The following is a 25143-nucleotide window of genomic DNA, read 5'->3' on the forward strand; positions in this document are numbered from 1 at the left end:
ACGCGGGATCCGACGCCCTTCCAGGGTGCGCCGCCCCGGCCGCGGCGGCCCGGCCGGTGGGCCGAACGGGTGAGGCCCGCCTCCCCTGCCGGGGAGACGGGCCTCGGTGACGCTGCTTCCGGTCCGGCGTCAGGCGCCGATGGCGTGCAGACCGCCGTCCACGTGGATGATCTCGCCGGTGGTCTTCGGGAACCAGTCGCTCAGCAGGGCGACGATGCCCTTGCCGGCCGGCTCGGGGTCCTTGAGGTCCCACTCCAGGGGGGAGCGGTGGTCCCAGACCGCGGCCAGGTCGCTGAAGCCCGGGATGGACTTGGCGGCCATGGAGGCGAGCGGGCCGGCGGAGATGAGGTTGCAGCGGATGTTCTGCTTGCCCAGGTCGCGCGCGACGTAGCGGCTGGTCGCCTCCAGGGCGGCCTTCGCCGGGCCCATCCAGTCGTACTGCGGCCAGGCGTACTGCGCGTCGAAGGTGAGGCCGACGACCGAGCCGCCGTTCTGCATCAGCGGCAGGCAGGCCATGGTCAGCGACTTCAGGGAGTACGCCGAGACGTGCATGGCGGTGGCGACGGACTCGAACGGCGTGTTGAGGAAGTTGCCGCCGAGCGCGTCCTGCGGCGCGAAGCCGATGGAGTGGACGACGCCGTCGAGGCCGCCGAGCTCCTCGCCGACGAGGTCGGCCAGCCGGCCGAGGTGCTCGTCGTTGGTGACGTCGAGCTCGATGACCTTGGTGGGCTTGGGCAGCTTCTTGGCGATGCGCTCGGTCAGCGTGGGCCGCGGGAACGCGGTGAGGATGATCTCCGCGCCCTGCTCCTGGGCCAGCTTGGCCGCGTGGAAGGCGATGGAGGACTCCATCAGCACACCCGTGATCAGGATGCGCTTGCCCTCGAGAATTCCACTCATGGTGATCAGTGACCCATTCCCAGTCCGCCGTCAACAGGGATGACGGCTCCAGTGATGTACGAGGCGTCGTCCGAGGCCAGGAACCGCACCGTCGCGGCGACCTCCTCGGGCTGCGCGTACCGGCCCAGCGGCACCTGCGCCACGATGCCGGCCCGCTGCTCGTCGGTGAGCACCTTCGTCATGTCGGTGTCGACGAAGCCGGGCGCGACGACGTTGAAGGTGATGTTGCGCGAACCCAGCTCCCGGGCGAGGGAGCGCGCGAAGCCCACCAGGGCGGCCTTGGAGGCGGCGTAGTTGGCCTGGCCGGGGCCGCCGTAGAGGCCGACGACCGAGGAGATGAGGACGACGCGGCCCTTCTTGGCGCGCAGCATGCCGCGGTTGGCACGCTTGACCACGCGGAAGGTGCCGGTGAGGTTGGTGTCGATGACCGAGGTGAAGTCCTCCTCGGACATCCGCATCAGCAGCGTGTCCTTGGTGATGCCGGCATTGGCGATCAGGACCTCGACCGGGCCGTGCGCGTCCTCGATCTCCTTGTAGGCCTGCTCCACCTGCTCGGAGTCGGTGATGTCGCACTTGACGGCCAGGAAGCCGGCCGGCGGCTCACCCGAGCGGTACGTGATGGCCACCTTGTCGCCGGCGTCGGCGAAAGCACGGGCGATGGCGAGGCCGATGCCCCGGTTGCCTCCAGTGACGAGAACCGAGCGGCTCAACGGATCACCCTTTCGTTCGGTCTGACCACCCGCCCGAACAGCTGGATCACAGGTGGCTTCAGCGAAAACCTATCGGTCCCGCCATCGCCGCGGGCAAGCGGGCACCGACAGTGGCTGGGGAGTGTCGCTGTCGGGTTTCTACAGACGAAGGTGGGATCAGTCCGCCATCCCGGGAGCGTGGGCGGACAAGCCTTCCTTCCGTGCTGCGTCGAGCATCCGGCGGTCGTACGTCACGAACGCCGCCAACTCCGCCTCCACTGAGAGAGCGCTCGCCACATGGAGGGCGTCCAATGCACGCAGGCCGGGATCAACGCGGGTGGCGAGGTCACGGACCTCACGACCAAGAAGGATTTCCGTCACCCGCTCATCGAGATCGGCCAGAGCCCGTGGAAAACTGCCGGCCCGGTCCAGATGCCGCACCGTCTCCACGAAACCGATCGTGCAGGTGGCCAGCGTGGCCTGCGGGAAGCTCGTGAGGAACGATTCGAGCGCGGAGGCGTTCGCCCTGCCGGTCAGCAAGGTGATCAGCGCGGAGGAGTCCATGTAGATCACCGGTAGTAATCCTCACGCTCGGCGAGCAGGGACTCCAGCGGATCCGGCGCGTCGTCCGGGATGTCGTACCGAGGGAACTCGGCGAGGTCGCCCACGGTCGCCGCCTTGAGTTTGATCCTCCCGCGGGCAACGAGATGCGCGTACCGCTCCATGGGGCCGCCGCTCGGGACCAGTATTGCGATGACGTTGCCATGCCGGGTGACCTCAACGGTCTCCCCCTTCTCCACGCGGGCGAAGACGGCGCTCGGGTTATGAGAGAACTCTCGGACGGAGATGGCACTCATGACGGGCTCCCTAGAAACCGGGCAGACCTTGTACCTACATTGAAGCAATTGTACCCACAATCGCCCAGCCTTGCCTTCTCAGGCATTCACCCGGACGCGGGATTCCCGCAGCACTTCTCGTACTTGCGCCCCGAACCGCACCAACACGGCCCGTTGCGGGCCGGGGGCCAGTCGGTCGCCAGACGCCTGCGAGCCAGTTCGGCCGCATACCTGGACCAGGCGGCCGACAGGTCGGGGGACCCGCCCTTCTCGTCCACGTGTGCCTCCAGGCCGCTCACCGTGGCCCGGCCGACCGCCAGGTGCAGGGCGCCCTGGTCCGACAGCTCGCGCAGGGTGCGCTCGACCTGCCTCAGGTGGCCGGTGTGGTCGTCGCCGTATGCGGCGGCGACGCTCGGGTAGCACTCCAGGAGCTGCGCGAATTCCTCGGGCGGCCAGAACAGGACGCACGTCTTCAGCGGTCCTGTCGGCGCCCATGTCTCCTCGTCCGGTTCCCTCGCGAGCTCCTCGAACTCGGCCTCCAGCGTGTCGGGCCCTCCTTCGGCCAGCCGCTTCAGACGCAGCGGGTCGTGCAGTTCGTCCAGGGGGCGCACCCGGCCGACCACGGGCGCCGGACACCGGACAGCCCGGAGGGCAGGTCCTTGAAGAAGTCGAGGGGCTTGTCGAGGTTGCGCCACTCGACGGGGCGGGAGAGCCGGTCGCCGGTGCGGGTGGCCGGCCCGCTCACCACTCCGACATAGGTGTCGAAGCCGTCGGTGGAGAGCACGATGCCGCCCGGGCGCATCCGGTTGAGGAAGGCGTTCAGTTCGCGGGCGACGGCCTCGCGGCGGGTCGGCGCGGTCGCGGGGAGGGCCGCCTCGACGATTCCGCGGACGTCGGTCAGGTCGTGACCGCCGACCCCCAGGGGCAGCGAACCCCGCGTCGTGGGTGATCACGGACTGTTCGCGCCACGTCCCCCGGATGAGCGGTGTACCGCTGGTCGCGTCCTTTCCCCGAAGGATCCGCAGCTGCCGGGGCAGCTCGGGTTCGGCGTCGCCCGCCTCGGCAGGCTGGACGGCCGCCGTGATGGCGTCCCAGACGGGCATCCGAAGCTCGGGCAGAGCTCGTACGGTGTCGAGGCTGCTGCGGCCGGTGTCGAGCAGGCCCTCCTCGTCGAGCAGGGAACGCCAGAGGTCGCGCTCGTGTACTCGCGGCACAGTGGATGCAGCAGGCCGTCGTCGCACAGCGCGGCCACGGTCCTGCCGCTGCGGAAGGTGGGGTTCAGGGCGAGTTTCGTATCGGGCCAGCGGGTTTTCCGCTTCCGCTCGTCGTCCAGGTGACTCTCGATGTCCGGATCCCGCACGGCCACGAGCGGGCTCGTGAACGCCTCGTACTCGGCGATGAGGTCGTGGTGGACACCGAAGACGTCCATGGATCGGCAGGGCTCCCTCAGCTTTGTGCATCCGCTCGGTCGCATCGTGCCGACGAGCCGACCGCTCATCGGAAGACGAACCACGCAGCCTGTCTACTCCCGGCTTTCGCTCCTCTCCTCCCTTCTCCGCCCCGGAAATTTCCCGGGGAGCCCGTATCCGGGACATGATTCACTGCGTGTGACGGTCACCACAGAAGCACCTCAGCACCTCGAAAGGACTCCCACCCGTGCCCCATGAAATCGATCAGTCGTTTCTGGCACTTCCGCTGAGGGCCCTGGCCGACGCCGCGCTGGCACGCGCGCGTGCGCTCGGGGCCGAGCACGCGGACTTCCGGTTCGAGCGGGTGCGCAGCGCGTCCTGGCGGCTGCGGGACGCCAAGCCCGCCGGGTCCTCGGACACCACCGACCTCGGGTACGCGGTCCGGGTGGTGCACGGGGGCAGCTGGGGCTTCGCGTCCGGGGTGGACCTGAGCCTCGACGCCGCGGCCAGGGTCGCGTCACAGGCGGTGGCCATGGCGAAGCTGTCCGCCCAGGTGATCAGGGCGGCGGGGTCGGACGAGCGGGTCGAGCTGGCCGACGAGCCGGTGCACGAGGACCGGACGTGGATCTCGTCGTACGAGATCGACCCCTTCACCGTCCCGGACGAGGAGAAGACCGCGCTGCTCGCCCAGTGGAGCGCTCGGCTGCTGGCCGCCAAGGGCGTCGACCACGTCGACGCCTCGCTGCTCACCGTGCACGAGAACAAGTTCTACGCGGACACGGCGGGGACCGTCACCACCCAGCAGCGGGTGCGGCTGCATCCGGAGTTGACCGCCGTGTCCGTGGACGGGTCCAGTGGCGAGTTCGACTCGATGCGGACCGTCGCCCCGCCGGTCGGACGCGGCTGGGAGTACCTCACCGGCACCGGCTGGGACTGGGACGGCGAGCTGGAGCAGATCCCGGAGCTGCTCGCCGAGAAGATGCGGGCGCCGAGCGTCGAGGCGGGTCTTTACGACCTGGTGGTCGACCCGTCCAACCTGTGGCTGACCATCCACGAGTCGATCGGGCACGCCACCGAGCTGGACCGCGCGCTCGGCTACGAGGCCGCCTACGCCGGCACCTCCTTCGCCACCTTCGACCAGCTCGGCACGCTGAAGTACGGCTCCGAGCTGATGAACGTCACCGGTGACCGCACCGCCGAGCACGGCCTGGCGACCATCGGCTACGACGACGAGGGCGTCGAGGGCCAGTCCTGGGACCTGGTCAAGGACGGCACGCTCGTCGGCTACCAGCTGGACCGCAGGATCGCCAAGCTGACCGGTTTCGAGCGCTCCAACGGGTGCGCGTACGCCGACTCCCCCGGGCACGTGCCGGTGCAGCGCATGGCCAACGTGTCGCTGCGGCCGGACCCGGCCGGGCTGTCCACCGAGGACCTGATCGGCGGGGTCGACCGCGGGATCTACGTGGTGGGCGACCGTTCCTGGTCCATCGACATGCAGCGCTACAACTTCCAGTTCACCGGCCAGCGGTTCTTCAGGATCGAGAACGGGCGGATCACCGGTCAGCTGCGCGACGTCGCCTACCAGGCGACGACCACCGACTTCTGGGGCTCCATGGCGGCCGTCGGCGGCCCGCAGACGTACGTCCTCGGCGGCGCCTTCAACTGCGGCAAGGCCCAGCCGGGGCAGGTCGCCGCCGTCTCCCACGGCTGCCCCTCGGCCCTCTTCAGGGGCGTGAACATCCTCAACACCACGCAGGAGGCCGGTCGATGAACGTCAGTGCAGGGCTCGGCTGGGGGTCCGGGGGTTATCCCCCGGGAAAGCACATTCTCGACACCACGCAGGAGGCCGGTCGATGAGCGCCCGTAGCACCACCAAGCCGCACGAGATCGTCGAGCGCGCTCTCGAACTGTCCCGGGCCGACGGCTGCGTGGTCATCGCCGACGAGCACTCCAGCGCCAACCTGCGCTGGGCCGGCAACGCGCTCACCACGAACGGCGTCACGCGCGGGCGCTCGCTCACCGTCGTGGCGACCGTCGACGGCAAGGAGGGCACGGCCTCCGGTGTCGTGTCCCGGTCGGCCGTGACGGCGGACGACCTGGAGCCGCTGGTGCGGGCCGCGGAGGCCGCCGCACGCGGAGCCGGTCCCGCCGAGGACGCTCAGCCGCTGGTCACGGGCGTCCCGGAGGCACCGGACTTCACGGACGCGCCCGTCGAGACCTCCTCCGCCGTGTTCGCGGACTTCGCCCCGGCGCTCGGCGAGGCCTTCGCCCGCGCGCGTGCCGGGGGCCGGGAGCTGTACGGCTTCGCCAACCACGAGCTGGTGTCGACGTATGTGGGGACCTCGGCGGGGCTGCGGCTGCGGCACGACCAGCCGAACGGCACCCTCGAACTGAACGCCAAGTCACCGGACCGCACCCGGTCGGCCTGGGCCGGGCGGTCCACGCGGGACTTCAAGGACGTCGACCCGGGCGCGCTCGACGCGGAGCTGGCCGTACGGCTCGGCTGGGCGGAGCGGCGGGTGGAACTGCCTGCGGGCCGCTACGAGACGCTGCTGCCGCCGACCGCCGTCGCCGACCTGCTGATCTACCAGCTGTGGTCGGCGTCCGGGCGGGACGCGGCCGAGGGGCGGACGGTGTTCTCCAAGCCGGGCGGTGGCACCCGCGTCGGCGAGAAGCTCACCGACCTGCCGCTGAGCCTGCGCAGCGACCCGAACGAGCCGGGCCTGGAGTCCGCGCCCTTCGTCGTCGCGCACTCCTCCGGCGGCGACCAGTCCGTCTTCGACAACGGGCTGCCGGTCGGCCGCACCGAGTGGATCGCGAACGGCGAGCTGGCCCATCTGACCACCACCCGGCACACCGCGGGTCTCACCGGACTGCCGGTCGCGCCGGCGGGCGGAAACCTGATCCTGGACGGCGGGTCGGACCGCTCGCTGGAGGAGATGGTCGCGGACACCGGGCGCGGGCTGCTGCTGACCTGCCTCTGGTACATCCGCGAGGTCGACCCGGCGACGCTGCTGCTCACCGGCCTGACCCGGGACGGCGTGTACCTGGTGGAGAACGGCCAGGTCACCGGTCAGGTGAACAACTTCCGGTTCAACGAGTCACCGGTGGATCTGCTCGGGCGGGCCACGGAGGCCGGGCGCACCGAAAAGACGCTGCCGCGGGAGTGGGGCGACTGGTTCACTAGGGCTGCGATGCCCGCGCTGCGGGTGCCCGACTTCAATATGAGCTCTGTCAGCCAGGGCGTATAACCTCGTAGCCGGTGGTCGTGCGACCGCCCGAGAATCATCCAAGGAGATACGAGAACCGTGACGGACATCGTCGACGAGCTGAAGTGGCGGGGGCTGTTCTCCCTGTCCACTGACGAGGACGCTTTGCGCAAGGCGCTCGCGGACGGTCCCGTCACGTTCTATTGCGGTTTCGACCCGACCGCGCCGTCCTTGCACGTCGGGCACCTGGTGCAGGTGCTCACGGTGCGCCGGCTCCAGCAGGCGGGACACCGTCCGCTGGCGCTGGTGGGCGGGGCGACGGGTCTGATCGGCGACCCCCGCCCGACGGCCGAGCGCACGCTGAACGACCCGGAGACGGTCGCCGGCTGGGTCGGCAGGCTCCGCGCCCAGATCGAGCCGTTCCTGTCCTTCGAGGGTGAGAACGCGGCCGTCATGGTCAACAACCTCGACTGGACCGAGGGCCTGTCGGCGATCGAGTTCCTGCGGGACATCGGCAAGCACTTCCGTGTCAACAAGATGCTGACCAAGGACTCCGTGGCCCGCCGCCTGGAGTCCGATCAGGGCATCAGCTACACGGAGTTCAGCTACCAGATCCTCCAGGGCATGGACTTCCTCCAGCTGTTCCGGCGGTACGGCTGCACGCTGCAGCAGGGTGGCAGCGACCAGTGGGGCAACCTCACGGCCGGGCTGGACCTGATCCACCGCCTGGAGCCGGGTGCCGAGGTGCACGCGCTGGCGACGCCGCTGATGACGAAGGCGGACGGCACCAAGTTCGGCAAGACCGAGGGCGGCGCCGTCTGGCTCGACCCGGAGATGACGACGCCGTACGCGTTCTACCAGTTCTGGCTGAACGTGGACGACCGGGACGTCTCCACCTACCTGCGGATCCTGTCCTTCAAGTCCCGTGCGGAGCTGGAGGAGCTGGAGAAGCAGACCGAGGAGCGGCCGCAGGCGCGGGCCGCGCAGCGGGCGCTGGCCGAGGAGCTGACGACGCTGGTCCACGGGGCCGACCAGACGGCCGCGGTGATCGCCGCGTCCAAGGCGCTGTTCGGTCAGGGCGAGCTGGCGGAGCTGGACGAGCGGACGCTGGCGGCGGCGCTCTCCGAGGTGCCGCACGTCCAGGTGGCCGAGCTCGGTCCGGTGGTCGACCTGTTCGCCGAGGTCGGGCTGGTGGCAAGCAAGTCCGCCGCCCGCCGGACGGTGAAGGAGGGCGGTGCCTACGTGAACAACGTGAAGGTGACCGCCGAGGACGCGGTGCCCGCCGCGAACGAGCTGCTGCACGGACGGTGGCTGGTGCTGCGGCGGGGCAAGAAGAACCTGGCGGCCGTGGAGGTCGTGGGTGCGTAGCAGCCGTGGGGGTGCGGGTGTGGTGCCCGCGCCCCGACGGGGCTGTGAGACCGAGGTTCAGGTTCGGTACTTCCGCTTGCCCAGTGTCGCCATGTAGACCATGTCGCCCAGGGCCACGATGATGATCGCGGCGATGAGCTGGAAGAGGTGGCGGGTCCAGTCGATGCCCTTCGTCGACGCCACGCCGAAGGCGGCGGCGATCGCGTTGCCGGCGATCGCGCCCAGCATGCCGAAGATCGTCGTCAGCCAGATAGGGCTGTGCTGCTTGCCGGGGATGATCGCTTTCGCGATGAGGCCCAGCACGAAGCCCACGATGATCGCCCACAACCAGCCCATGGCTGCCTCCTCGTCCGGCTCGACGTGAGCATTACGACAAGTCTCGGGCCGGGCGCCGTACGGCGCATGTCGGTGCGTCCGTACGCGGTACGGCGCAGGGTGTTCACGCAGGCGGGTGGGCGACCCGGTCTCGAAGGCGGCGCAGGTGCGGCGTACCGTGGAAAGGGTCCCGACCCGGTTCCCCGAGCGGGTGCGGACGGGGTCAGGGCCGGGGAGAGTCCGATGCGGGCGGATGGTGGATTGTGACGCGGAAGCAGCGCGGCGACGGCAACGTCCAGGTGTTCCGGATCACCGGGGCCCGTACGGGCCTGGCCGAGGACGTGCGGGGCCGGCAGCGGAGGTACGTCATCTCGATGACGGTCCGCACCGTGTCCGTGATCCTCGCGGCCACGCTGTGGAACGTCGAACGGTACGTGGCCGTCGTGGCGTTGGTGCTCGGCGCGTTGCTCCCCTATGTCGCGGTCGTCATCGCCAACGCGGGACGGGAACGGCCGCCGTCGCTGCCGTCGACGTTCGGTGTCGCGCCCACCCGGCTGATGATCACGCAGCCGCGGGTGGAGGACCCTCCTGCACAAACGGTCCCGAAGGACGCGTCGGCGGACCCTCCGGCGGGGGTGCGAGGCGAGCGGCCGGAGTCGGTCTGAGCGGCGGGGACGCGACGCAAGCGGACGACGTCCCCCCACAAAGCTCAAGAAAAGCTCAGATCAATCATGCTGTTCCAGTGCCGGGCCGAGGGTGACCCATGACATACTTCGTACGCGCTCCGCATCCCCCGTCGGAGCGACGGACCGACGCCGGGCAGCTCCCCCCGTGGCTGCTCGGCGTCGCCTTGTTTTGCGGGGCTTTTTCTGTGAGACGAAGCAGTGAGTGACGCCATCTGTTCAGCGAAGGGCTGCCGGGCCGCCGCGGTGTGGGTGCTGGCCTGGAACAACCCGAAGATTCACACTCCCGAGCGGCGGAAGACCTGGCTCGCCTGCGAGGAGCACCGGGAGCATCTCGCGCAGTTCCTGGGGGTGCGGGGTTTCCTCAAGGACGTCGTGTCCCTGCGGGAGTGGGAGTCGGCCGAGCGGTAGCCGGCGCTAGCCACCGATCGCGGACATCGGCCGGTCCGGCTGGATGAACGAGGGGTCGTCCAAGCCCGCTCCCGCTTTCTTGCCCCACATGGCCAGCCGCCAGAGGCGGGCGATCTCCTCGTCCGGCGCGCCGGAGCGGAGGGCTCCGCGCAGGTCGGTCTCCTCGCGGGCGAACAGGCAGGTGCGTATCTGCCCGTCGGCCGTGAGGCGGGTGCGGTCGCAGGCCGCGCAGAACGGGCGGGTGACGGAGGCGATGACACCGACGCGGTGCGGGCCGCCGTCCACCAGCCACCGCTCCGCCGGGGCCGAGCCGCGGTCGTCCGTGCCCTCGGCTGCGAGGTCGAAGCGGGTGCGCAGCGAGGCGAGGATGTCGCCGGCCGTCACCATGCTGTCCCGCTTCCAGCCGTGCTGGGCGTCCAGCGGCATCTGCTCGATGAAGCGCAGTTCGTAGTCGTGGGCGACCGCCCAGGCCAGCAGGTCGGGGGCCTCGTCCTCGTTCAGCCCCGGCATCAGGACGGTGTTCACCTTGACCGGGGTGAGGCCCGCGTCGCGGGCCGCCCGCAGGCCGTCGAGGACGTCGCGGTGGCGGTCCCGGCGGGTGAGGGTCTTGAAGACGTCCGGACGGAGGGTGTCGAGCGAGACGTTCACCCGGTCGAGGCCGGCCGTCTTCAGGGCCGCGGCGGTCCGGCGCAGGCCGATGCCGTTGGTGGTCAGGGACATCCGGGGGCGGGGTGCCAGGGCGGCCACCCGCTCCACGATGCCGGTCAGCCCCGGGCGCAGCAGCGGCTCGCCACCGGTGAAGCGGACCTCCTCGATGCCCAGCAGCCGCACGGCGATGTCGATCAGCCGGACGATCTCGTCGTCGGTGAGCAGGTCGGGCTTGGCCAGCCACTGCAGTCCCTCCTCGGGCATGCAGTACGTGCAGCGCAGGTTGCAGCGGTCGGTCAGCGACACTCGCAGGTCGGTGGCCACCCGGCCGTAGGTGTCGACGAGCACGCGGGCCCCCTCCCTCGATCCAATCCGGTTCTCTGCCGTCATCTGTGAGCCTACGTGACGGCACTGACATCGGGAGGGGCCGGATCTCACGAGGTACGACGGGGCCGCGTCGTAGGACCCTACGATCCCGTCGGCGCGGCCGGTCGTACGAACCTCAGTGCGCTCCGGTGCCGGTGAGGGACCGCACCTCCAGCTCCGCGTACTTGGTGGCGTCCGGGGCCTCCTTGGACAGCAGGGTGCCCACCACGCCGAGCAGGAATCCGACCGGGATCGAGATGATGCCCGGGTTCTCCAGCGGGAACCAGTGGAAGTCGGCGTGCGGGAACATCGACGTCTCCTTGCCGGACACCACCGGCGAGAACAGCACCAGACCGACCGCGGTGACCAGGCCGCCGTAGATCGACCAGAGAGCCCCCGCGGTGGTGAACCTCTTCCAGAAGAGGCTGTAGAGGATGGTCGGCAGGTTGGCGGAGGCGGCGACCGCGAAGGCGAGGGCGACCAGGCCGGCGACGTTCAGGTCGCGGGCGAGGGCGCCGAGGACGATCGAGACCGCGCCGATGCCGACGGTGGCCCAGCGGGCCGCGCCCAGTTCCTGCTTCTCGGTGGCCTGCCCCTTCTTGATGACGTTGGCGTAGATGTCGTGGGCGAAGGAGGAGGACGAGGCGAGGGTCAGACCGGCGACCACGGCGAGGATCGTCGCGAAGGCCACCGCCGAGATGGTGGCCAGCAGGATGGCGCCCCAGTTGGAGTCGACACCGCCCAGGTGCAGGGCGAGCAGGGGGGCCGCGGTGTTTCCGGCCTTGTTGGAGGCGATGATCTCGTCCGGTTTGATCAGCGCGGCCGCGCCGAAGCCGAGGGCGAGGGTCATCAGGTAGAAGGCGCCGATCAGGCCGATCGCCCAGATGACGGACTTACGGGCGGCCTTCGCGGTGGGCACGGTGTAGAAGCGGATCAGGATGTGCGGCAGGCCCGCGGTGCCGAGGACCAGGGCGATGCCGAGGGAGAGGAAGTCCAGCTTGCTGGTGCCGGTGGCGCCGTACTTCAGGCCGGGCTCGAGGAAGGCGGAACCCTTGCCGCTGTTGTCGGCGGCCTTGCCGAGCAGGTCGGAGATGTTGAAGTGGAACTTGGCCAGAACCATGAAGGTCAGCAGCAGGGCGCCCGCGATGAGCAGCACGGCCTTGACCATCTGGACCCAGGTGGTGCCCTTCATACCGCCGATGGTGACGTAGACGATCATCAGGACGCCCACCAGGGCGACGATGCCGATCTTGCCGGCGTCGCTGGTGATGCCGAGGAGCAGGGAGACCAGGACGCCCGCGCCCGCCATCTGGGCCAGCAGGTAGAAGATCGACACGACGATGGTGGAGGTGCCGGCCGCGGTGCGGACCGGGCGCTGGCGCATGCGGTACGCCAGCACGTCGCCCATCGTGTAGCGGCCGGAGTTGCGCAGCGGTTCGGCGACCAGGAGCAGGGCGACGAGCCAGGCGACCAGGAAGCCGATGGAGTACAGGAAGCCGTCGTAGCCGAAGAGGGCGATGGCGCCGGCGATGCCGAGGAAGGACGCGGCGGACATGTAGTCGCCGGAGACGGCGAGGCCGTTCTGGAAGCCGGTGAACTGGCGGCCGCCCGCGTAGAAGTCCGCGGCGCCCTTGGTCTGGCGGCCGGCCCAGACGGTGATGACCAGGGTCGCGACGACGAACACCGCGAACAGGGTGATGATCAGCGCCCGGTGGTCACTGGCCTCGCCTGCGGCCAGCAGGGCGGTGTGCGGTGCGGGGCTCATGCGCCGCCCTCCGTCCTGGACCTGATGGCCTCGGCCGCGGGGTCGAGCCTGGTGGCCGCGTGCCGGGCGTACCACCAGGCGATGAGGAACGTGGTGAGGAACTGGGCGAGGCCGAGGACCAGGGCGACGTTGATGTTGCCGACGACCTTGGTGCCCATGAAGTCGCCCGCGTAGTTGGAGAGCAGGACGTACAGCAGGTACCAGGCGATGAAGGCGAAGGTCAGCGGGAAGGCGAAGGAGCGGTAGGAGTGCCGTAGTTCGGCGAACTCCGGACTCTGCTGCACCTGGGCGAACTCCTCGCCGGAGGGCCGGGTCTGCGCGTTCGAGGGCGGTGGTGTCTCGGTTGCCACGGAGTCTCCTCGCGAAACGGACATGCGGATTCTGACCTCATTCACTGCCCAAGGTCACGGCGCCACGCGTGGACGGGTTCAACCCGTGCCGGTTCTTTCCGAAGTCGATCGCGCGAAGGTCTTCGGTCATTGCTGGCCGGCGGGTGCGGAGGTTACCTTCGCCCTGCACCACGCGTCATGTACCTGCCCAATCGGCCCATCCGACTGCGTTCCAGCACGTCCGTTCCGCGACCGAACCGGAGGCTCATCCGCATGACTGTGTTCCAGCCGCGCCATCGCCGTGTCCTCGCCGTCCCGCTCGGCATGGCCCTGGCCACGGCCCTGGCCTTCCTGCCCGACGTCTCCGCGTCCGCGGCCGACACCGGTGGGACGACTTCCCTCGGCGCCGGCACCACGGACGCGACCTCTCTCAGTTATGTCGTCAACATCCGCCCCGGCCACGGAACCTCCGAGCGCGTCCAGCGGGCGATCGACCGGGCCGGCGGTTCGGTGGTGATCGCGTACGACGAGATCGGCGTCATCGTCGTCCACTCCTCGAACGCCGACTTCGCGAAGACCATCCGCAGGGTGCCGGGCGTGGACTCGGCAGGCGCCACGCGCAACGCCCCGCTGCCCGCCCAGTCGACCACCGACGTCGGCACCCCCGAGGTGCTCAGCTCCCAGCAGGTCGCGGCGGCGGACGCCAGGGCGACGGACGGGCAGGACCCGCTGGAGCCGCTGCAGTGGGACCTGCCCGCCATCAAGGCCGACAAGGCGCACGAGAAGACCCTGGGCAGTCCGAAGGTGACCGTCGCCGTCATCGACACCGGCGTCGACGACACCCACCCGGACATCGCCCCGAACTTCTCCGCCGCGCAGTCAACCAACTGCGTCTCGGGCAAGCCGGACACCACGTACGGCGCCTGGCGGCCCACTTCGACGGAGAGTCCGCACGGGACGCACGTGGCGGGCGAGATCGCGGGCGCGAAGAACGGGATAGGCATCACCGGTGTCGCGCCGGGCGTCAAGGTGGCGGGCATCAAGGTCGCCACCTCGCAGGGGTACTTCTACACGGAGGCGGTGGTGTGCGGCTTCGTGTGGGCGGCCGAGCACCACATCGACGTCACGAACAACAGCTATTACACCGACCCCTGGTACTTCAACTGCACCGATGACCCGGACCAGAGGGCACTCGTCGACGCCATCACCAGGGCCTCCCTGTTCGCGGAACGCAAGGGCACCGTCAACGTGGCCGCGGCAGGCAACGAGAGCTACGACCTGGCCTCCGACTCGATCACCGACCCGGTCTCGCCGAACGACGGCACCCCCGGCGACCGGGTGATCGACCCGCACAGGTGCTTCGACATCCCGACCCAGCTGCCGGGGGTGGTCACGGTCGCGGCGACCGGGGCGAAGGGCCTCAAGTCGTCCTTCTCCAACTACGGCCTCGGTGTCATCGACATCGCCGCCCCCGGCGGTGACTCGACGGCCTACCAGGCGCCGCCGCCCCCGGCCACCAGCGGCTCGATCCTGGGCCCGCTGCCGGGCGGCCGATGGGGCTACATGGCCGGTACGTCGATGGCGACCCCGCACGTCGTCGGTGTCGCCGCCTTGATCAAGTCGACCCATCCGCACGCCTCCCCCGCCCTGGTGAAGGCCCTGCTGTACGCCGAGGCGACGGCCACGCCGTGCACCGACCCGTACGACATCAACGGCGACGGCAAGGTCGACGCGGTGTGCGAGGGCTCCAAGAACCGCAACGGCTTCTACGGCTGGGGCATCGCCGACGCGCTGGCGGCGGTCAGCAGATGACCCTCATATATTGATTCGATCAATAATGCATAGTTCAGTCATGGATGAAGTCATGACTGCGATCAACTATGCATGGTCCGCGCTGGGCGGCGATCCCTCGCTGCCCGCGCGGGTGACGACCGTGGCGCGCGCGGGCACGCTGCCGGCCCGCCTTCCGGTACGGCAGCTCGCCCGCGGGTGTGTCGGCGCGTGCGCGCTGGCCGCCGCCGAACTGGGGGCACGGCGGACCGGGCGGGCCGAGGTGCCCGCGGTCCTGGTGGACGACGGGGCGGTGGCGGCGGCGTTCACCAGCGAGCGGCGACTGCTGGTCGACGGACGGGCCCCCGTGCCGTTCGCCCCGCTGTCACGGTTCTGGCGCACGGCCGACGGCTGGGTGCGCACGCATGCCAACTACCCGCACCACAGGGCCCGGCTGGGGGCGGCGCTGGGGCTGCCGGAGGACGCCTCGCCGCAGGAGGTCGCGGCGCGCATCGCCGAACGGCCCGCGGTGGCGGTGGAGGACGCGGCCCACGCCGTCGGCGGGCTCGCCGTGGCCCTGCGCTCGCCCGGCGAGTGGGCGGCACACGGACAGGCCGTCGAGGTGGCCGCGCGCCCGCTGGTCGAACGGGGCCGCCTGGACGGTGCGCCCGCGCGCGTGCTCGCGCCGCTCGACGCGGACGCCGCGCCGCTGCTGCCCGCGGCCGGGCTGCGGGTCCTGGACCTGACCCGGGTCCTCGCGGGACCGGTCGCGACCCGCACCCTGGGGCTGCTGGGGGCGGACGTGCTGCGCCTGGACGCGCCGTGGCTGCCCGAACTGGCCGACCAGCACGCCGACACCGGTTTCGGAAAACGCTCGGCGACACTCGACCTGAGCACGGACCGGGCGGTCTTCGAGGAGCTGCTGGCGTCGGCGGACGTCGTGGTCACCGGCTACCGGCCGGGCTCGCTGGACCGGTTCGGACTCACGCCCGAGGCGCTGGCGGCACGACGCCCCGGGCTGGTCGTGGCCCAGGTGTCGGCGTGGGGCGCGTACGGGCCGTGGGGCGGCCGGCGCGGCTTCGACAGCCTCGTGCAGGCCGCCACCGGCATCGCGGGGACCGAGGGCTCGGCCGACCGGCCCGGCGCCCTGCCCGCACAGGCGCTGGACCACGGCACCGGATACCTGCTGGCGGCGGGCGTGCTGCGCGCGCTGACCGAGCAGTCGTACGACGGCGGCAGCAGGTTCGTACGGCTGGCCCTGGCGCGCACCGCACGGTGGCTCACCACGGAGCTGGAGCCGGAACCGGAGGCCGGCGAGGCGGACGCGGGACCGGCGGCATGGCTCGCGGAGACGGACAGCGCGCTGGGCCGACTGCGGTACGCCCGGCCGCCGTTGTCCTTCACGGGTGGCCCTGTCGACTGGGCGCTGCGGCCGGTGCCGTGGGGTTCGGAACCGGCCCGCTGGGCATGACCGTCGTGGCCGGAAACGCACACATGGGTGGAATGCCGTTCCGGTAGCTGTTTTCCTTTACCTGCCCGGTTCTGTCATGGCTGGTGAAGACCTTGGGGTGACGTTGACACGCTCGACCACCGAGGCGGCCGCGGGCGGCTGCGCGGGACGTCCCGGGACCGGCCGGGCCGTCGTCTTCCTGGTCCTGGTGGCGGTGGCCGCGCTGGTGCCGCTGCTCGGGCCGTCGCTCGCGCTGCACGGCACCGGGGAGGCCGCGGCGCCCGGGGTGGGTGGTGTCGCGTTGCTGCGCGGGGTGTTGTTCGCGGCTCTGTGCGTGCCGCTCGGCGAGCTGTCGGTGGACCGGCTGGCGCGCCGGCTCCCGGACGCACCCGCCGAACGGCCGCGCAGCTGGGCGGTGTTCGCGGCCGTCGCCGGTTTCGCGGCGGCGCTGGGGCTCGCCTCGGTCGTGTCGACGGGCAACCTGGTGCCGCGCGCGCTCGCCGACGTCGACGTGGGCGGCCTGTACCGGTCGCGGGACGGCCGGTTGGCGCTGCTGGAGGTCAACGCCTTCCTGCTGGCCGGCCTGTCGGCCCGCTCGCGCCGCCCGGCGGCCCAGGTGTGGCCGCTGGCGGCGGTGGCCGTCGCGGAGGCGCTGCGGGCGCACCCGGCGCCCGAACACGACCCGTTGGCGGGTTCCGCGCTCACCCTGGTGCACCTGACGTGCGCGGCGCTGTGGGTGGGCGGGTTGCTGCACACGCTGCGCGTGCTGCGCCACCGGCGCGGCCGGGCGGCGGGGGCCGCCCTGCTCGGGCTCTACGCGCGCGTGGCGGCCGTACTGCTGGCGGCGATCACCGCGACGGGCGTGTGGAGTTCGCTGCGGCGGATGCCGGCGGGCACGATCCTGGACCAGCTGACGACGACGGCGTACGGGCGCACCCTGCTGGCGAAGGTGGTCCTCGTGGCCGTCGTCTGCGTGCTCGCGCTGTGGGCTCGGATCCGGCTGCGCCGGGCGGCCGACCCGCTGACCGCCTGCGTCCCCGCCCGGGCCGAGGTGGCCGTGCTCGGGACGGTGGTGGCGGTCTCGGGGGTGCTCACGGCGCTGCCGCTGCCGATCAGATGGACTTGATCGACAGCGCGCCCCTCGGCTCAGCCGTTCGTGACGAGCACCTTCAACGCGGTGCGCTCGTCCATCGCCTTGTAGCCGTCGGGAACGCCCTCGATGCCGACGGTCAGGTCGAAGACCGGCGACGGGTCGATGGTGCCGTCGAGGACGTCGGGCAGCAGGTCGGGGATGTAGGCGCGAACCGGGGCGACACCGCCGCGCAGGGCGATGTTCCGGTCGAACATGACGTCGAGGTCCAGGCCGGTGCCGCTGCCGTGCGGCACTCCGACGAAGCCGATCGCGCCGCCGGCCCGGGTGATGTCGACGGCCGTCCGCATGGACTGCTCGGTGCCGACGGCCTCGACGACGGCGTGCGCGCCCTGGCCGCGGGTGAGTTCGCGTACGGCCGCGACGGCCGCGTCCCCGCGTTCGGCGACGACGTCGGTGGCGCCGAAGCGGCGTGCGATGTCGGTGCGGACCTCGTGCCGGCCCAGCGCGATGATCCGCTCGGCGCCCAGCCGCCGTGCGGCCAGCACGGCGCACAGGCCGACCGCGCCGTCCCCGACGACGGCGACCGTGGCGCCGGGGCGGACGCCCGCGCCGAGGGCCGCGTGGTGACCGGTGCCGAGCACGTCGGAGAGGGTCAGCAGGGCGGACAGCAGGTGGTCGTCGGAGGCCGCCTCCTTGGGGAGCCGGACGAGGGTGCCGTCGGCGAAGGGGACCCGGACCGCCTCACCCTGGCCGCCGTCGTACCCCACGGCGCCCCAGAAGCCGCCGTGCTCGCAGGACGTGGTCAGGCCCTCGCGGCAGTAGTCGCAGACGCCGTCGGACCACATGAAGGGCGCGACCACGAGGTCCCCGCGCTTCACCGTGCCCACCTCGGAGCCGGTCTCCTCGATCACGCCGAGGAACTCGTGCCCGATGCGCTGTCCCGGCTGCCGGGCCGCCTCGCCGCGGTACGCCCACAGGTCGCTGCCGCAGATGCAGGCGCGCAGCACCCGTACGACGGCGTCGGTGGGCAGCTGCACCACGGGCTCGGGGACGTCCTCCACGCGCATGTCGTACGGGGCGTGGATGGTGGTGGCGCGCATGGCGAGGGTCCTTCTCGTGCGGTGGCGTGGGTGCGCTCAAGGGGTGGTCGAGCGCACTTCACCGTACGTCGTGGCCGGTGCGGGCCGCGCGTCGAGGGTGCCCTGTACCAGCAGGAACTGCGCCGCCGCATAGGTGAGCATGATCCAGAAGTCGGGGTTCGGCGGTTGTGGCCAGTGGGCGACACCGGTCGCGATGAGGGTGTCGGAGAGCATGAAGAGCGCACCGCCGAGCCCGGCGACCGGGCCGCACCGGGTGCCGGCGGCGTACGCCATGGCGGTGAGCAGGGTGCTGTAGCCGGCGACCGGGACCCGCAGAGCGGCGGGCAGGTCCGGCCACAGCAGGACAACCAGCGTGGCGAGGGCGGCGGCGTAGACGGGGGCGAGGCCTCGGGCACGCGCGCGGGGCGGCCCGAGGCGGCGGAAGAGGACGAGGTAGCAGACGTGTCCGGCGGCGAAACAGGCCATGCCGGCCATGAACGCGGGCTCGGCGCCGGAGAGCAGCAGGACGTCGCCGCCCCAGCCGCACAGCAGGGCGGCGACGAGCAGCCGCGGACCGCCCGCGCGGGCGGTGTACGCGGCGAGCAGGAGCATGAGGAGCGGTTTGGCGGCCAGGTGCCCGGCGCGCAGGCCGGCGGCCAGGCACCCGAGGTCGACGGCGACGGCGAGGACGAAGGCGGTGCGCAGCGGGCGGGTCGCTCTCACGCGGCCAGGGACTCCTCGGTCGGTGCCGCGGCGGGCGCCGGGGCCCAGCCCGGCCCCCGGAACACCCGTCCGGCCCGCTCCCGCCAACTGCGCGCGGCCTTCAGGTCCCTGCCGATGGCCAGGTATTCGTGCGTGGCCACCTTGATCGGATTGAACGTGTTGATGTTCTTGGTCAACCCGTACACAGGTCGTTCCACCTCGGGCACCCAGGACCCGAAGAGCCGGTCCCAGACGATGAGGATCCCGCCGAAGTTGCGGTCCAGGTAGCCGCCCTGGGAGGCGTGGTGGACCCGGTGGTGGGAGGGCGTGTTGAACACGAACTCGAACCACCGGGGCATCTTGTCGATGCGTTCGGTGTGGATCCAGAACTGGTAGACGAGGTTCGCGGAGGAGCAGAAGGCGAGCGCGGCCGGGTGCACGCCCGCGGCGACGAGCGGGACGTAGAACGGCCACACGGTCAGCGAGGTCCAGGGCTGGCGCAGCGCGGTGCTCAGGTTGAACTTCTTGCTGGAGTGGTGGACGACGTGGCAGGCCCACAGGATGCGGATGACGTGGTGGCCGCGGTGGGACCAGTAGTAGAGGAAGTCCTGGCCGAGCAGCATCAGGGGGACGGTCCACCACAGGACGGGAATCCGCAGCGGGGTGAGTTCGTACACCGCCGTGTAGACGGCGACGATCGGGATCTTCCAGACGAAGTCGAACACCAGCGATCCGAGCCCCATGCCGATGCTGGTGGCCGCGTCCCTGGTCTCGTACCCGGCGGCGTCGTCGTCGGGATGGATGCGGTAGCTGATCACCTCGATCACGGTGAGCAGCACGAAGGCGGGGATCGACCACAGCACGACATCGGGCAGGTTCGGCATGGAGGCACCGTAGAACCGCTGGTCGGCCGCGGCTAGACGTTGTTACCCACAAGTATCAGCGGCGGTACGCGCTTGCTTGTTGGCGGTCTTCGCCAATGGCGGGACTTTCGCAGCGCGCCCTACACGCCGGCCGCCCCCAGCAGGCTTCCCGCGGCGTAGGTGACCGCCATGGCCAGTGCGCCGCCCAGGACGTTGCGCAGGACCGCCGGGCCCACCGTCGCGGCGCCCAGGCGGGCGCTGGTCCAGCCGGTGAGGACGAGGGCCGCCAGCACCGAGCCCACCGTGACCGGGAGCCGCCAGCCGGAAGGCGGCAGGACGATCGCCAGCAGCGGGAGCAGGGCGCCCACCGTGAAGGCCAGGAAGCTGGCCAGCGCCGCATGCCAGGGGCTGGTGAGTTCGTCGGGGTCGATGCCCAGTTCCACGCGCGCGTGGGCCCTCAGCGCGTCGCGCTCGGTCAGCTGGACGGCTGCCTCACGGGCCACCTCCCGGGTCAGGCCGCGGCGCTCAAGCAGCTCGATCAGTTCCTCGAGTTCGGCCTCGGGCTGCTCCTTCAGCTCCCGCTTCTCCTGGGCGAGTGCGGCCAGTTCGGAGTCCCGCTGGGTGGACACCGACACGTACTCGCCCGCCGCCATCGACATGGATCCGGCGAGCAGACCCGCCAGGCCCGCCGTCAGCAGGGCGTTGCGGTCGGCCGTGGCGCCGGCGACACCGACGACGATGCCCGCCGTCGACACGATGCCGTCGTTCGCGCCCAGGACGGCCGCCCGCAGCCAGTTCAGCCGGGAGCCGAGCGCTCCCCCGTGGGCCTCGTTCTCGTGCACAGGTTCCGTCACAGCAGGGAGGATCGCATCCCGGGGCCCACGGGCGCCGTACCGACGTCACCAGACGCGTACCGAGGCGCCCCGTGCGAACACCGGGCTCGTGGCGTCCGCCGGCGGCGTCGGCAGCGGCTCGGCGAGCTCCGCCACCGTCGGTCCCACCTTCGCCGCGATCGGATCCAGGAGGTCCAGGTCGAAGCCGTAGACGCGGGCCGCGTTGCCGCCGAGCATCGCCGCCAGTTCCGCGCGCGGGACGCCGGCGAAGGCGAAGCGCAGGCCCTCACGGGTGTACGGGTACGTTCCCTCGTCGTGCGGGTAGTCGCTGCCCCACATGATCTTGTCGAGGCCGATGCGGTCGCGCAGCGGTACCTCGTGGGGGCGCATGAAGCTGGCGCCGACAAAGCAGTTGTCGTGCCACACCGAGGACGGCGGGTCGCCCATCGCGTCCGCCAGGCCGACCCCGAACTTCGACTCCGCGGTCGTCGTCTTCGCGGCCGCCAGCATGCGGCCGTGGTAGTAGTCCAGCATGGCCAGGACCCCGGGGATCCAGCCCGAGCCCTGTTCGGTGAGGACCAGCCGCAGGCCCGGATGACGGCGAAAGGCGCCGCCGAAGATCAGGTGCCACAGCGCCCGGTGCGAGAACCAGGTCGTCTCGACCATGAAGACCGCGCGGGCGGCGGGTTCGTCGCCGAGCGGCGGGGAGGCCGAACCCGCGTGGTGGTTGACGGGGACGCCGAGTTCCGCGCAGACGGCCCAGATCGGGTCGTACACGCGCGCGTGGAGTTCGGGAAGGCCCGAGCCGGGCGGGGTTCCGGGCAGCAGGAGTCCGCCTTTCAGGCCCGCCGTCACCGACCAGCGGATCTCCTTGACGGCCTCCTCCACGTCGTTCAGGAGGATCTGGAAGACACCCGCACGGCGGCCGGGCGCGTCCGCGCAGAAGTCGGCCAGCCAGCGGTTGTGGGCACGCAGGCCCGCCCAGCGCCGTTCGAACTCCGCCGCCGTCGGTGCGGGCGCCATCAGCGACCCGGACGGGAAGAACGGCGGAATGGTGTTCGGGAAGATCACCTCCGCGACGATCCCGTCCTGTTCCAGCTCCGCGAGCCGCCGCGCGGAGTTCCAGTTCCGGTCGGCGGAGTCGGCGAGCAGGTCCTCGTACGGGTTGACGTAGGTCGCCGCCCAGACGTCGAAGTCGTCATGGTGGCGCTTCTCCAGGTACGGCCGGTAGTCGAGGAGGTCGGCGCCCGCGTGGCAGTCGGCCGAGATCACCGTGTAGCGGTCCTGTCCGTTCATCGATCCGCTCCCAGCACAGGGAAGTCGTGGTCGGTCAGCCAGTGGCGGCCCACCTCGCGCGAGCGGGCCCAGGAGGCCTCCACCGCCGCCTGGTCGGCCTGCTGGCCGAGGTCGGCCGGGGTGGGGCCGATGCGGCGGGCCAGCGGGGTGAGGCGGTCCACGTCGAACCCGAAGGCCTCCGCCGCCGCGAGCCCCAGCATCCGGCGGGTCTCGGTCACCGGGATGTCGTGGAAGGTGCGGCGCAGCCACGCGCGCGTGTCGGGCCAGGTGCCCTCGGGGTGCGGGAAGTCGCTGCCCCAGAGGATGTTGTCGACGCCGATCTCGTAACGCTGGGCGAGTTCGCGGCGCTTGGTGTTGGTGGCGCAGACGAAGACCTGCCGGTCGAGGTACTCGTGCGGCGGGCGACCCAGCTCCTCGAAGGGGGAGAGCTTCTTGCCGCCGTGCGCGCCGAGGTAGAGGCGGTCCATGAACCACAGCAGGTTCGGCAGCCACCAGCAGCCCGACTCGGCGACGCCGAAGCGCAGGCCCGGATGGCGTTCGAAGACGCCGGACCAGAGCAGGAACCACAGCGGGCGGGCCGGCCACCAGGTCACCTCGCTCACGTAGATGCCGAGGTGGTCGCCGTACTCGTGGCGCGGGGCCGCGCCGGAGTGGGTGAGGACCGGCATCCCGCAGTCGGCGGCGGCCGCCCAGACGGGGTCGTAGCGGCGGTCGTGGTAGGGCTCCCGGTCCACCCACATGGAGGGGATCATCAGGGCGCCGAGGCCGGACTCCTTCGCGCGGTACACCTCCGCGACGACGCGCTCCGTCGGGGCCGTGACCGGCAGCAGGGCCACCCCGCAGTGCCGTTCCGGGTGCTCGGACACGAAGTCGGCCAGCCAGCGGTTGTGCGCCCGGGCACCCGCCATGCCCAGCTCCGGGTCCTGGTCGCCGGACAGACCGAGGCCCACACCGAAGGGCGCCGCCGTCCGGCTGTCGACCGCGTCGGCGTCCGGGAAGACGACCTCGGCGGCCACCCCGTCGCCGTCCAGCTCCTTCAGGCGCCGGCCGCTGTCCCAGCCCCCGCGCAGTCCCTCCTCGTTGTCCTGGAACCACTTGGCGGCGAACGCCTCGTTGCGGATGCCGAGCCGGGTCATCTCCTCCCGGCGGTGCTCCCGCCCGGCGAGGAACTCGTCGAAGTCACGGTGGAACCGCGCCTCCAGATAGGGCCGGTACTCCTCGGTGGGCAGCCCGGCGTGGCAGTCGGAGGAGATGATCAGATATGGGTCGTCGTAGGCGGTCACCACAGCCCCCTGTCAGTCCAGGACGAAGCTTTCGAGGTACGACGGGTTCGCCCGGTCCAGCATCGAGCGTGCCCGCGCCCGGATCTGGGCGTCGCTGTGCTCGCTGTCCGGCAGCAGCCAGAAGCGGTCCGCGCGGATGCCCGCCACGACGAACGCGGCGACCTCCTCGACGGGCGTGAACCGGACCTCCTTGCCCGCGGCGCGCATCGCCGCCTCCCACTGGTCGAGGCTGCGGTACGGCGTCCTGCGCGGGCGTTCCTTGGCCCAGCGGTCGGGCCGGTTGCGGTGCGACTCCCACAGGCCGGTGCGCAGCATGTGCGGTCCCGGGAAGAGCACCGAGGCACCCACCCGCGCGTGTTCCGCCCGGAGGTGGGCGTAGAGGGACTCGGTCATCGTGACGACGGCCGCCTTGGTGACGGCGTACACGGAGGCCGTCGGCAGCGGCGCGATCCCGCCGTCGCCGGACGACGTGTTGACCACATGACCGGGTTGACCCGACTTGATCATCCTGGGGAGGAACGCCTGTACACCGTGGAAGACACCCCACACGTTGACTTCGAACGCCCACTTCCAGTCGTTCGGTTCGTGCTCCCACATGCGGCCCTCGGCGCCCGAGCCGACCCCGGCGTTGTTGCACAGCACGTGCACCGCGCCGAACGTGTCGTAGGCCGACCCGGCCAGTTCCAGGACCTGTTCGCGCACGCCGACGTCGACCACGCGCGCGTGCACGTCCGCGCCCTCGGCACGCAGGCCGTCGGCGGCCTTCTCCAGGGCGGCGGCCTCCACGTCGGCGAGGACCACCTTCAGCCCCTCGGCGGCGAACCGCCGGGCCATCGCGAGGCCGAGGCCGCTCGCCGCGCCGGTGACGACGGCGACCTGTCCGGCACGCAGTTCCATCAGTTCCCGCTCCCTTCCGGCGGTGCGTCATGGATCTGACGGGGGTCGTCGTAGCGCTGGTGGACGTAGGGCAACAGGGCCTGCGCGTCGACCCGTTCGACGACCCGGCCGCGCTGGTCGCTGGTCTTCTCGCCCAGGGTGATGTCGAGCAGCCGCAGCACCGGGAGGTCGGCCACCGGGTCGTACCCCGACTCGCGCAGGACCACCTCGCCCCGCACCCGCTCCAGCCGGCGGACCTTCTCCTCACGGAGGCAGTGCACCAGGACGGGATCGCCGTCGAAGCCGGAACCGTCCACCGCAGGGAGGAACTTGAAGTAGAAGTCGGTCCTCGGGGCGGGCTCCGGCAGCGGGAGCGGGCCGTCGACCGTGCCGCGCACCTCGACGAAGGCGACACCGTGGCGGGCGAGGGCGGCGCGAACGGCGGAGCCCTCGCGCTCGACGGTGACCTCGCCGAGCTTCTTGGGCTCACCGAAGACCTCGCGGCCGCCGGTGAGGGCCCGCTCGTGGGTCATCGGCATGACCAGCGGGTACCACCCCTCGACCGTGCCGTGGGCGGCGGCCACCGCGAACGAGCCCGCGCCGAGCGGGTATCCGGGCAGTTCGACCTTGCTGACGGTGACCCGGGCCAGGGGCCGGCCGGTGGGCTTGAGCGGGGGCGGCAGCACCGCGGCGACCGCGTCCGGGTCGGTCTCCCAGACGGCCACCACCCCGGTGGACCAGACGTCCGGGAGTCTCGTGGTGCGCGTGGCCGTGATCTCCGCCTCGGTCCGAGCGCCGTACCGTACGCGTGCCATCCGCCGTACCGCCCTTCCGTCGGCGACCTTCTGCGCCGGGCGGGGTGCACGCTTGCACCGGGCGGCGAAAAGGTCCATAGCCACGCGACGGGCAATCAGGACATCGTCCACAACCGCATGACGGGCAATCCGGACAAAGGTCCGCAGTCGTGCGACGG

Annotated in this window: 26 protein-coding genes; 8 read left to right on the forward strand and 18 right to left on the reverse strand. The window is 71.2% G+C overall.

The window, feature by feature from the left end; genetic code table 11:
* Positions 1 to 129 precede the first annotated feature (129 nt).
* From fabI to ACZ3KP_RS37035, 6 genes are all read right to left on the reverse strand, one after another.
* Positions 130 to 897: an enoyl-ACP reductase FabI gene (gene fabI, locus ACZ3KP_RS37010; RefSeq protein ID WP_089107826.1), complete on the reverse strand. Its 768-nt coding sequence runs from the start codon at positions 895 to 897 to the stop codon at positions 130 to 132.
* Positions 898 to 902: 5 nt separating this feature from the next.
* The gene (fabG, locus tag ACZ3KP_RS37015) at positions 903 to 1607 is read right to left on the reverse strand and encodes a 3-oxoacyl-[acyl-carrier-protein] reductase (protein ID WP_046727987.1); all 705 of its coding nucleotides are present in this window, start codon (positions 1605 to 1607) and stop codon (positions 903 to 905) included.
* A gap of 156 nt (positions 1608 to 1763) precedes the next feature.
* Positions 1764 to 2150, reverse strand: coding sequence for a type II toxin-antitoxin system VapC family toxin (locus ACZ3KP_RS37020; protein ID WP_467505212.1), 387 nt, complete (start codon positions 2148 to 2150; stop codon positions 1764 to 1766).
* Between the two features lie 5 nt (positions 2151 to 2155).
* The gene (locus ACZ3KP_RS37025) at positions 2156 to 2443 is read right to left on the reverse strand and encodes a type II toxin-antitoxin system Phd/YefM family antitoxin (protein ID WP_467505080.1); all 288 of its coding nucleotides are present in this window, start codon (positions 2441 to 2443) and stop codon (positions 2156 to 2158) included.
* A gap of 86 nt (positions 2444 to 2529) precedes the next feature.
* A complete protein-coding gene (locus tag ACZ3KP_RS37030) occupies positions 2530 to 3033 on the reverse strand; it encodes an SEC-C metal-binding domain-containing protein (RefSeq protein ID WP_467505082.1) in 504 nt (167 codons plus the stop codon).
* Positions 2994 to 3224, reverse strand: coding sequence for a hypothetical protein (locus tag ACZ3KP_RS37035; RefSeq protein ID WP_467505083.1), 231 nt, complete (start codon positions 3222 to 3224; stop codon positions 2994 to 2996). The genes ACZ3KP_RS37030 and ACZ3KP_RS37035 overlap by 40 nt, the downstream gene beginning before the upstream one ends.
* A gap of 854 nt (positions 3225 to 4078) precedes the next feature.
* Here ACZ3KP_RS37035 and ACZ3KP_RS37040 point away from each other — a divergent pair.
* From ACZ3KP_RS37040 to tyrS, 3 genes are all read left to right on the forward strand, one after another.
* Positions 4079 to 5602: a TldD/PmbA family protein gene (locus ACZ3KP_RS37040; protein WP_467505085.1), complete on the forward strand. Its 1524-nt coding sequence runs from the start codon at positions 4079 to 4081 to the stop codon at positions 5600 to 5602.
* An 82-nt stretch (positions 5603 to 5684) separates the two neighbouring features.
* Complete coding sequence (locus ACZ3KP_RS37045) at positions 5685 to 7082, forward strand: metallopeptidase TldD-related protein (protein WP_467505086.1); 1398 nt, start codon at positions 5685 to 5687, stop codon at positions 7080 to 7082.
* 57 nt (positions 7083 to 7139) lie between these two features.
* Complete coding sequence (tyrS, locus tag ACZ3KP_RS37050) at positions 7140 to 8408, forward strand: tyrosine--tRNA ligase (protein WP_467505088.1); 1269 nt, start codon at positions 7140 to 7142, stop codon at positions 8406 to 8408.
* A 57-nt stretch (positions 8409 to 8465) separates the two neighbouring features.
* Here the strand turns inward: tyrS and ACZ3KP_RS37055 are convergent, their stop codons facing one another.
* The gene (locus ACZ3KP_RS37055; RefSeq protein WP_358980865.1) at positions 8466 to 8744 is read right to left on the reverse strand and encodes a GlsB/YeaQ/YmgE family stress response membrane protein; all 279 of its coding nucleotides are present in this window, start codon (positions 8742 to 8744) and stop codon (positions 8466 to 8468) included.
* A 242-nt stretch (positions 8745 to 8986) separates the two neighbouring features.
* Here ACZ3KP_RS37055 and ACZ3KP_RS37060 point away from each other — a divergent pair, with 242 nt between their 5' ends.
* Together ACZ3KP_RS37060 and ACZ3KP_RS37065 are read left to right on the forward strand one after the other, a co-directional pair.
* A complete protein-coding gene (locus ACZ3KP_RS37060) occupies positions 8987 to 9388 on the forward strand; it encodes a DUF3099 domain-containing protein (RefSeq protein ID WP_467505089.1) in 402 nt (133 codons plus the stop codon).
* A gap of 219 nt (positions 9389 to 9607) precedes the next feature.
* The gene (locus ACZ3KP_RS37065) at positions 9608 to 9817 is read left to right on the forward strand and encodes a hypothetical protein (protein WP_132885999.1); all 210 of its coding nucleotides are present in this window, start codon (positions 9608 to 9610) and stop codon (positions 9815 to 9817) included.
* A 6-nt stretch (positions 9818 to 9823) separates the two neighbouring features.
* Here ACZ3KP_RS37065 and moaA read toward each other — a convergent pair whose 3' ends face one another.
* From moaA to ACZ3KP_RS37080, 3 genes are all read right to left on the reverse strand, one after another.
* Positions 9824 to 10813: a GTP 3',8-cyclase MoaA gene (moaA, locus tag ACZ3KP_RS37070; protein WP_467505090.1), complete on the reverse strand. Its 990-nt coding sequence runs from the start codon at positions 10811 to 10813 to the stop codon at positions 9824 to 9826.
* A gap of 154 nt (positions 10814 to 10967) precedes the next feature.
* On the reverse strand, positions 10968 to 12596 hold the full coding sequence (locus ACZ3KP_RS37075) for a solute symporter family protein (RefSeq protein ID WP_467505091.1): 1629 nt from the start codon (positions 12594 to 12596) through the stop codon (positions 10968 to 10970).
* Entirely contained in the window at positions 12593 to 12946 is a 354-nt protein-coding gene (locus ACZ3KP_RS37080; protein WP_467505092.1) for a DUF485 domain-containing protein, read from the reverse strand. Before ACZ3KP_RS37080 ends, ACZ3KP_RS37075 begins: the two co-directional genes overlap by 4 nt.
* 252 nt (positions 12947 to 13198) lie before the next feature.
* Between ACZ3KP_RS37080 and ACZ3KP_RS37085 the strand changes: the two genes are divergently transcribed.
* The 3 genes from ACZ3KP_RS37085 to ACZ3KP_RS37095 all read left to right on the forward strand — a co-directional run bounded on the left by ACZ3KP_RS37085 (position 13199) and on the right by ACZ3KP_RS37095 (position 17271).
* A complete protein-coding gene (locus ACZ3KP_RS37085) occupies positions 13199 to 14737 on the forward strand; it encodes a S8 family peptidase (protein WP_467505093.1) in 1539 nt (512 codons plus the stop codon).
* 52 nt (positions 14738 to 14789) lie between these two features.
* Positions 14790 to 16166 (forward strand): CoA transferase, encoded by a 1377-nt coding sequence (locus ACZ3KP_RS37090; RefSeq protein ID WP_467505095.1) that lies wholly within the window; start codon positions 14790 to 14792, stop codon positions 16164 to 16166.
* A gap of 97 nt (positions 16167 to 16263) precedes the next feature.
* Positions 16264 to 17271 carry a CopD family protein gene (locus ACZ3KP_RS37095; protein ID WP_467505097.1) on the forward strand — a complete coding sequence of 336 codons (1008 nt, stop codon included), beginning with the start codon at positions 16264 to 16266 and terminating at the stop codon, positions 17269 to 17271.
* 20 nt (positions 17272 to 17291) lie between these two features.
* Here the strand turns inward: ACZ3KP_RS37095 and ACZ3KP_RS37100 are convergent, their stop codons facing one another.
* The 8 genes from ACZ3KP_RS37100 to ACZ3KP_RS37135 all read right to left on the reverse strand — a co-directional run bounded on the left by ACZ3KP_RS37100 (position 17292) and on the right by ACZ3KP_RS37135 (position 24985).
* A complete protein-coding gene (locus ACZ3KP_RS37100) occupies positions 17292 to 18338 on the reverse strand; it encodes a zinc-dependent alcohol dehydrogenase family protein (protein ID WP_358980881.1) in 1047 nt (348 codons plus the stop codon).
* A 36-nt stretch (positions 18339 to 18374) separates the two neighbouring features.
* Positions 18375 to 19040 carry a lysoplasmalogenase gene (locus tag ACZ3KP_RS37105; RefSeq protein WP_467505098.1) on the reverse strand — a complete coding sequence of 222 codons (666 nt, stop codon included), beginning with the start codon at positions 19038 to 19040 and terminating at the stop codon, positions 18375 to 18377.
* On the reverse strand, positions 19037 to 19903 hold the full coding sequence (locus ACZ3KP_RS37110) for a sterol desaturase family protein (protein WP_360560141.1): 867 nt from the start codon (positions 19901 to 19903) through the stop codon (positions 19037 to 19039). Before ACZ3KP_RS37110 ends, ACZ3KP_RS37105 begins: the two co-directional genes overlap by 4 nt.
* Positions 19904 to 20022: 119 nt before the next feature.
* Positions 20023 to 20736, reverse strand: a complete 714-nt coding sequence (locus ACZ3KP_RS37115) for a VIT1/CCC1 transporter family protein (protein ID WP_467505099.1) — start codon at positions 20734 to 20736, stop codon at positions 20023 to 20025.
* A gap of 45 nt (positions 20737 to 20781) precedes the next feature.
* Positions 20782 to 22011 (reverse strand): amidohydrolase family protein, encoded by a 1230-nt coding sequence (locus ACZ3KP_RS37120; protein ID WP_467505100.1) that lies wholly within the window; start codon positions 22009 to 22011, stop codon positions 20782 to 20784.
* The gene (locus ACZ3KP_RS37125) at positions 22008 to 23294 is read right to left on the reverse strand and encodes an amidohydrolase family protein (protein WP_467505101.1); all 1287 of its coding nucleotides are present in this window, start codon (positions 23292 to 23294) and stop codon (positions 22008 to 22010) included. Before ACZ3KP_RS37125 ends, ACZ3KP_RS37120 begins: the two co-directional genes overlap by 4 nt.
* Before the next feature lie 12 nt (positions 23295 to 23306).
* The gene (locus ACZ3KP_RS37130) at positions 23307 to 24191 is read right to left on the reverse strand and encodes an SDR family NAD(P)-dependent oxidoreductase (protein WP_467505102.1); all 885 of its coding nucleotides are present in this window, start codon (positions 24189 to 24191) and stop codon (positions 23307 to 23309) included.
* Positions 24191 to 24985 (reverse strand): acetoacetate decarboxylase family protein, encoded by a 795-nt coding sequence (locus ACZ3KP_RS37135; RefSeq protein WP_467505103.1) that lies wholly within the window; start codon positions 24983 to 24985, stop codon positions 24191 to 24193. The genes ACZ3KP_RS37130 and ACZ3KP_RS37135 overlap by 1 nt, the downstream gene beginning before the upstream one ends.
* Positions 24986 to 25143: the final 158 nt, after the last annotated feature.

The organism is Streptomyces sp. NPDC020958 (genome assembly GCF_055562175.1).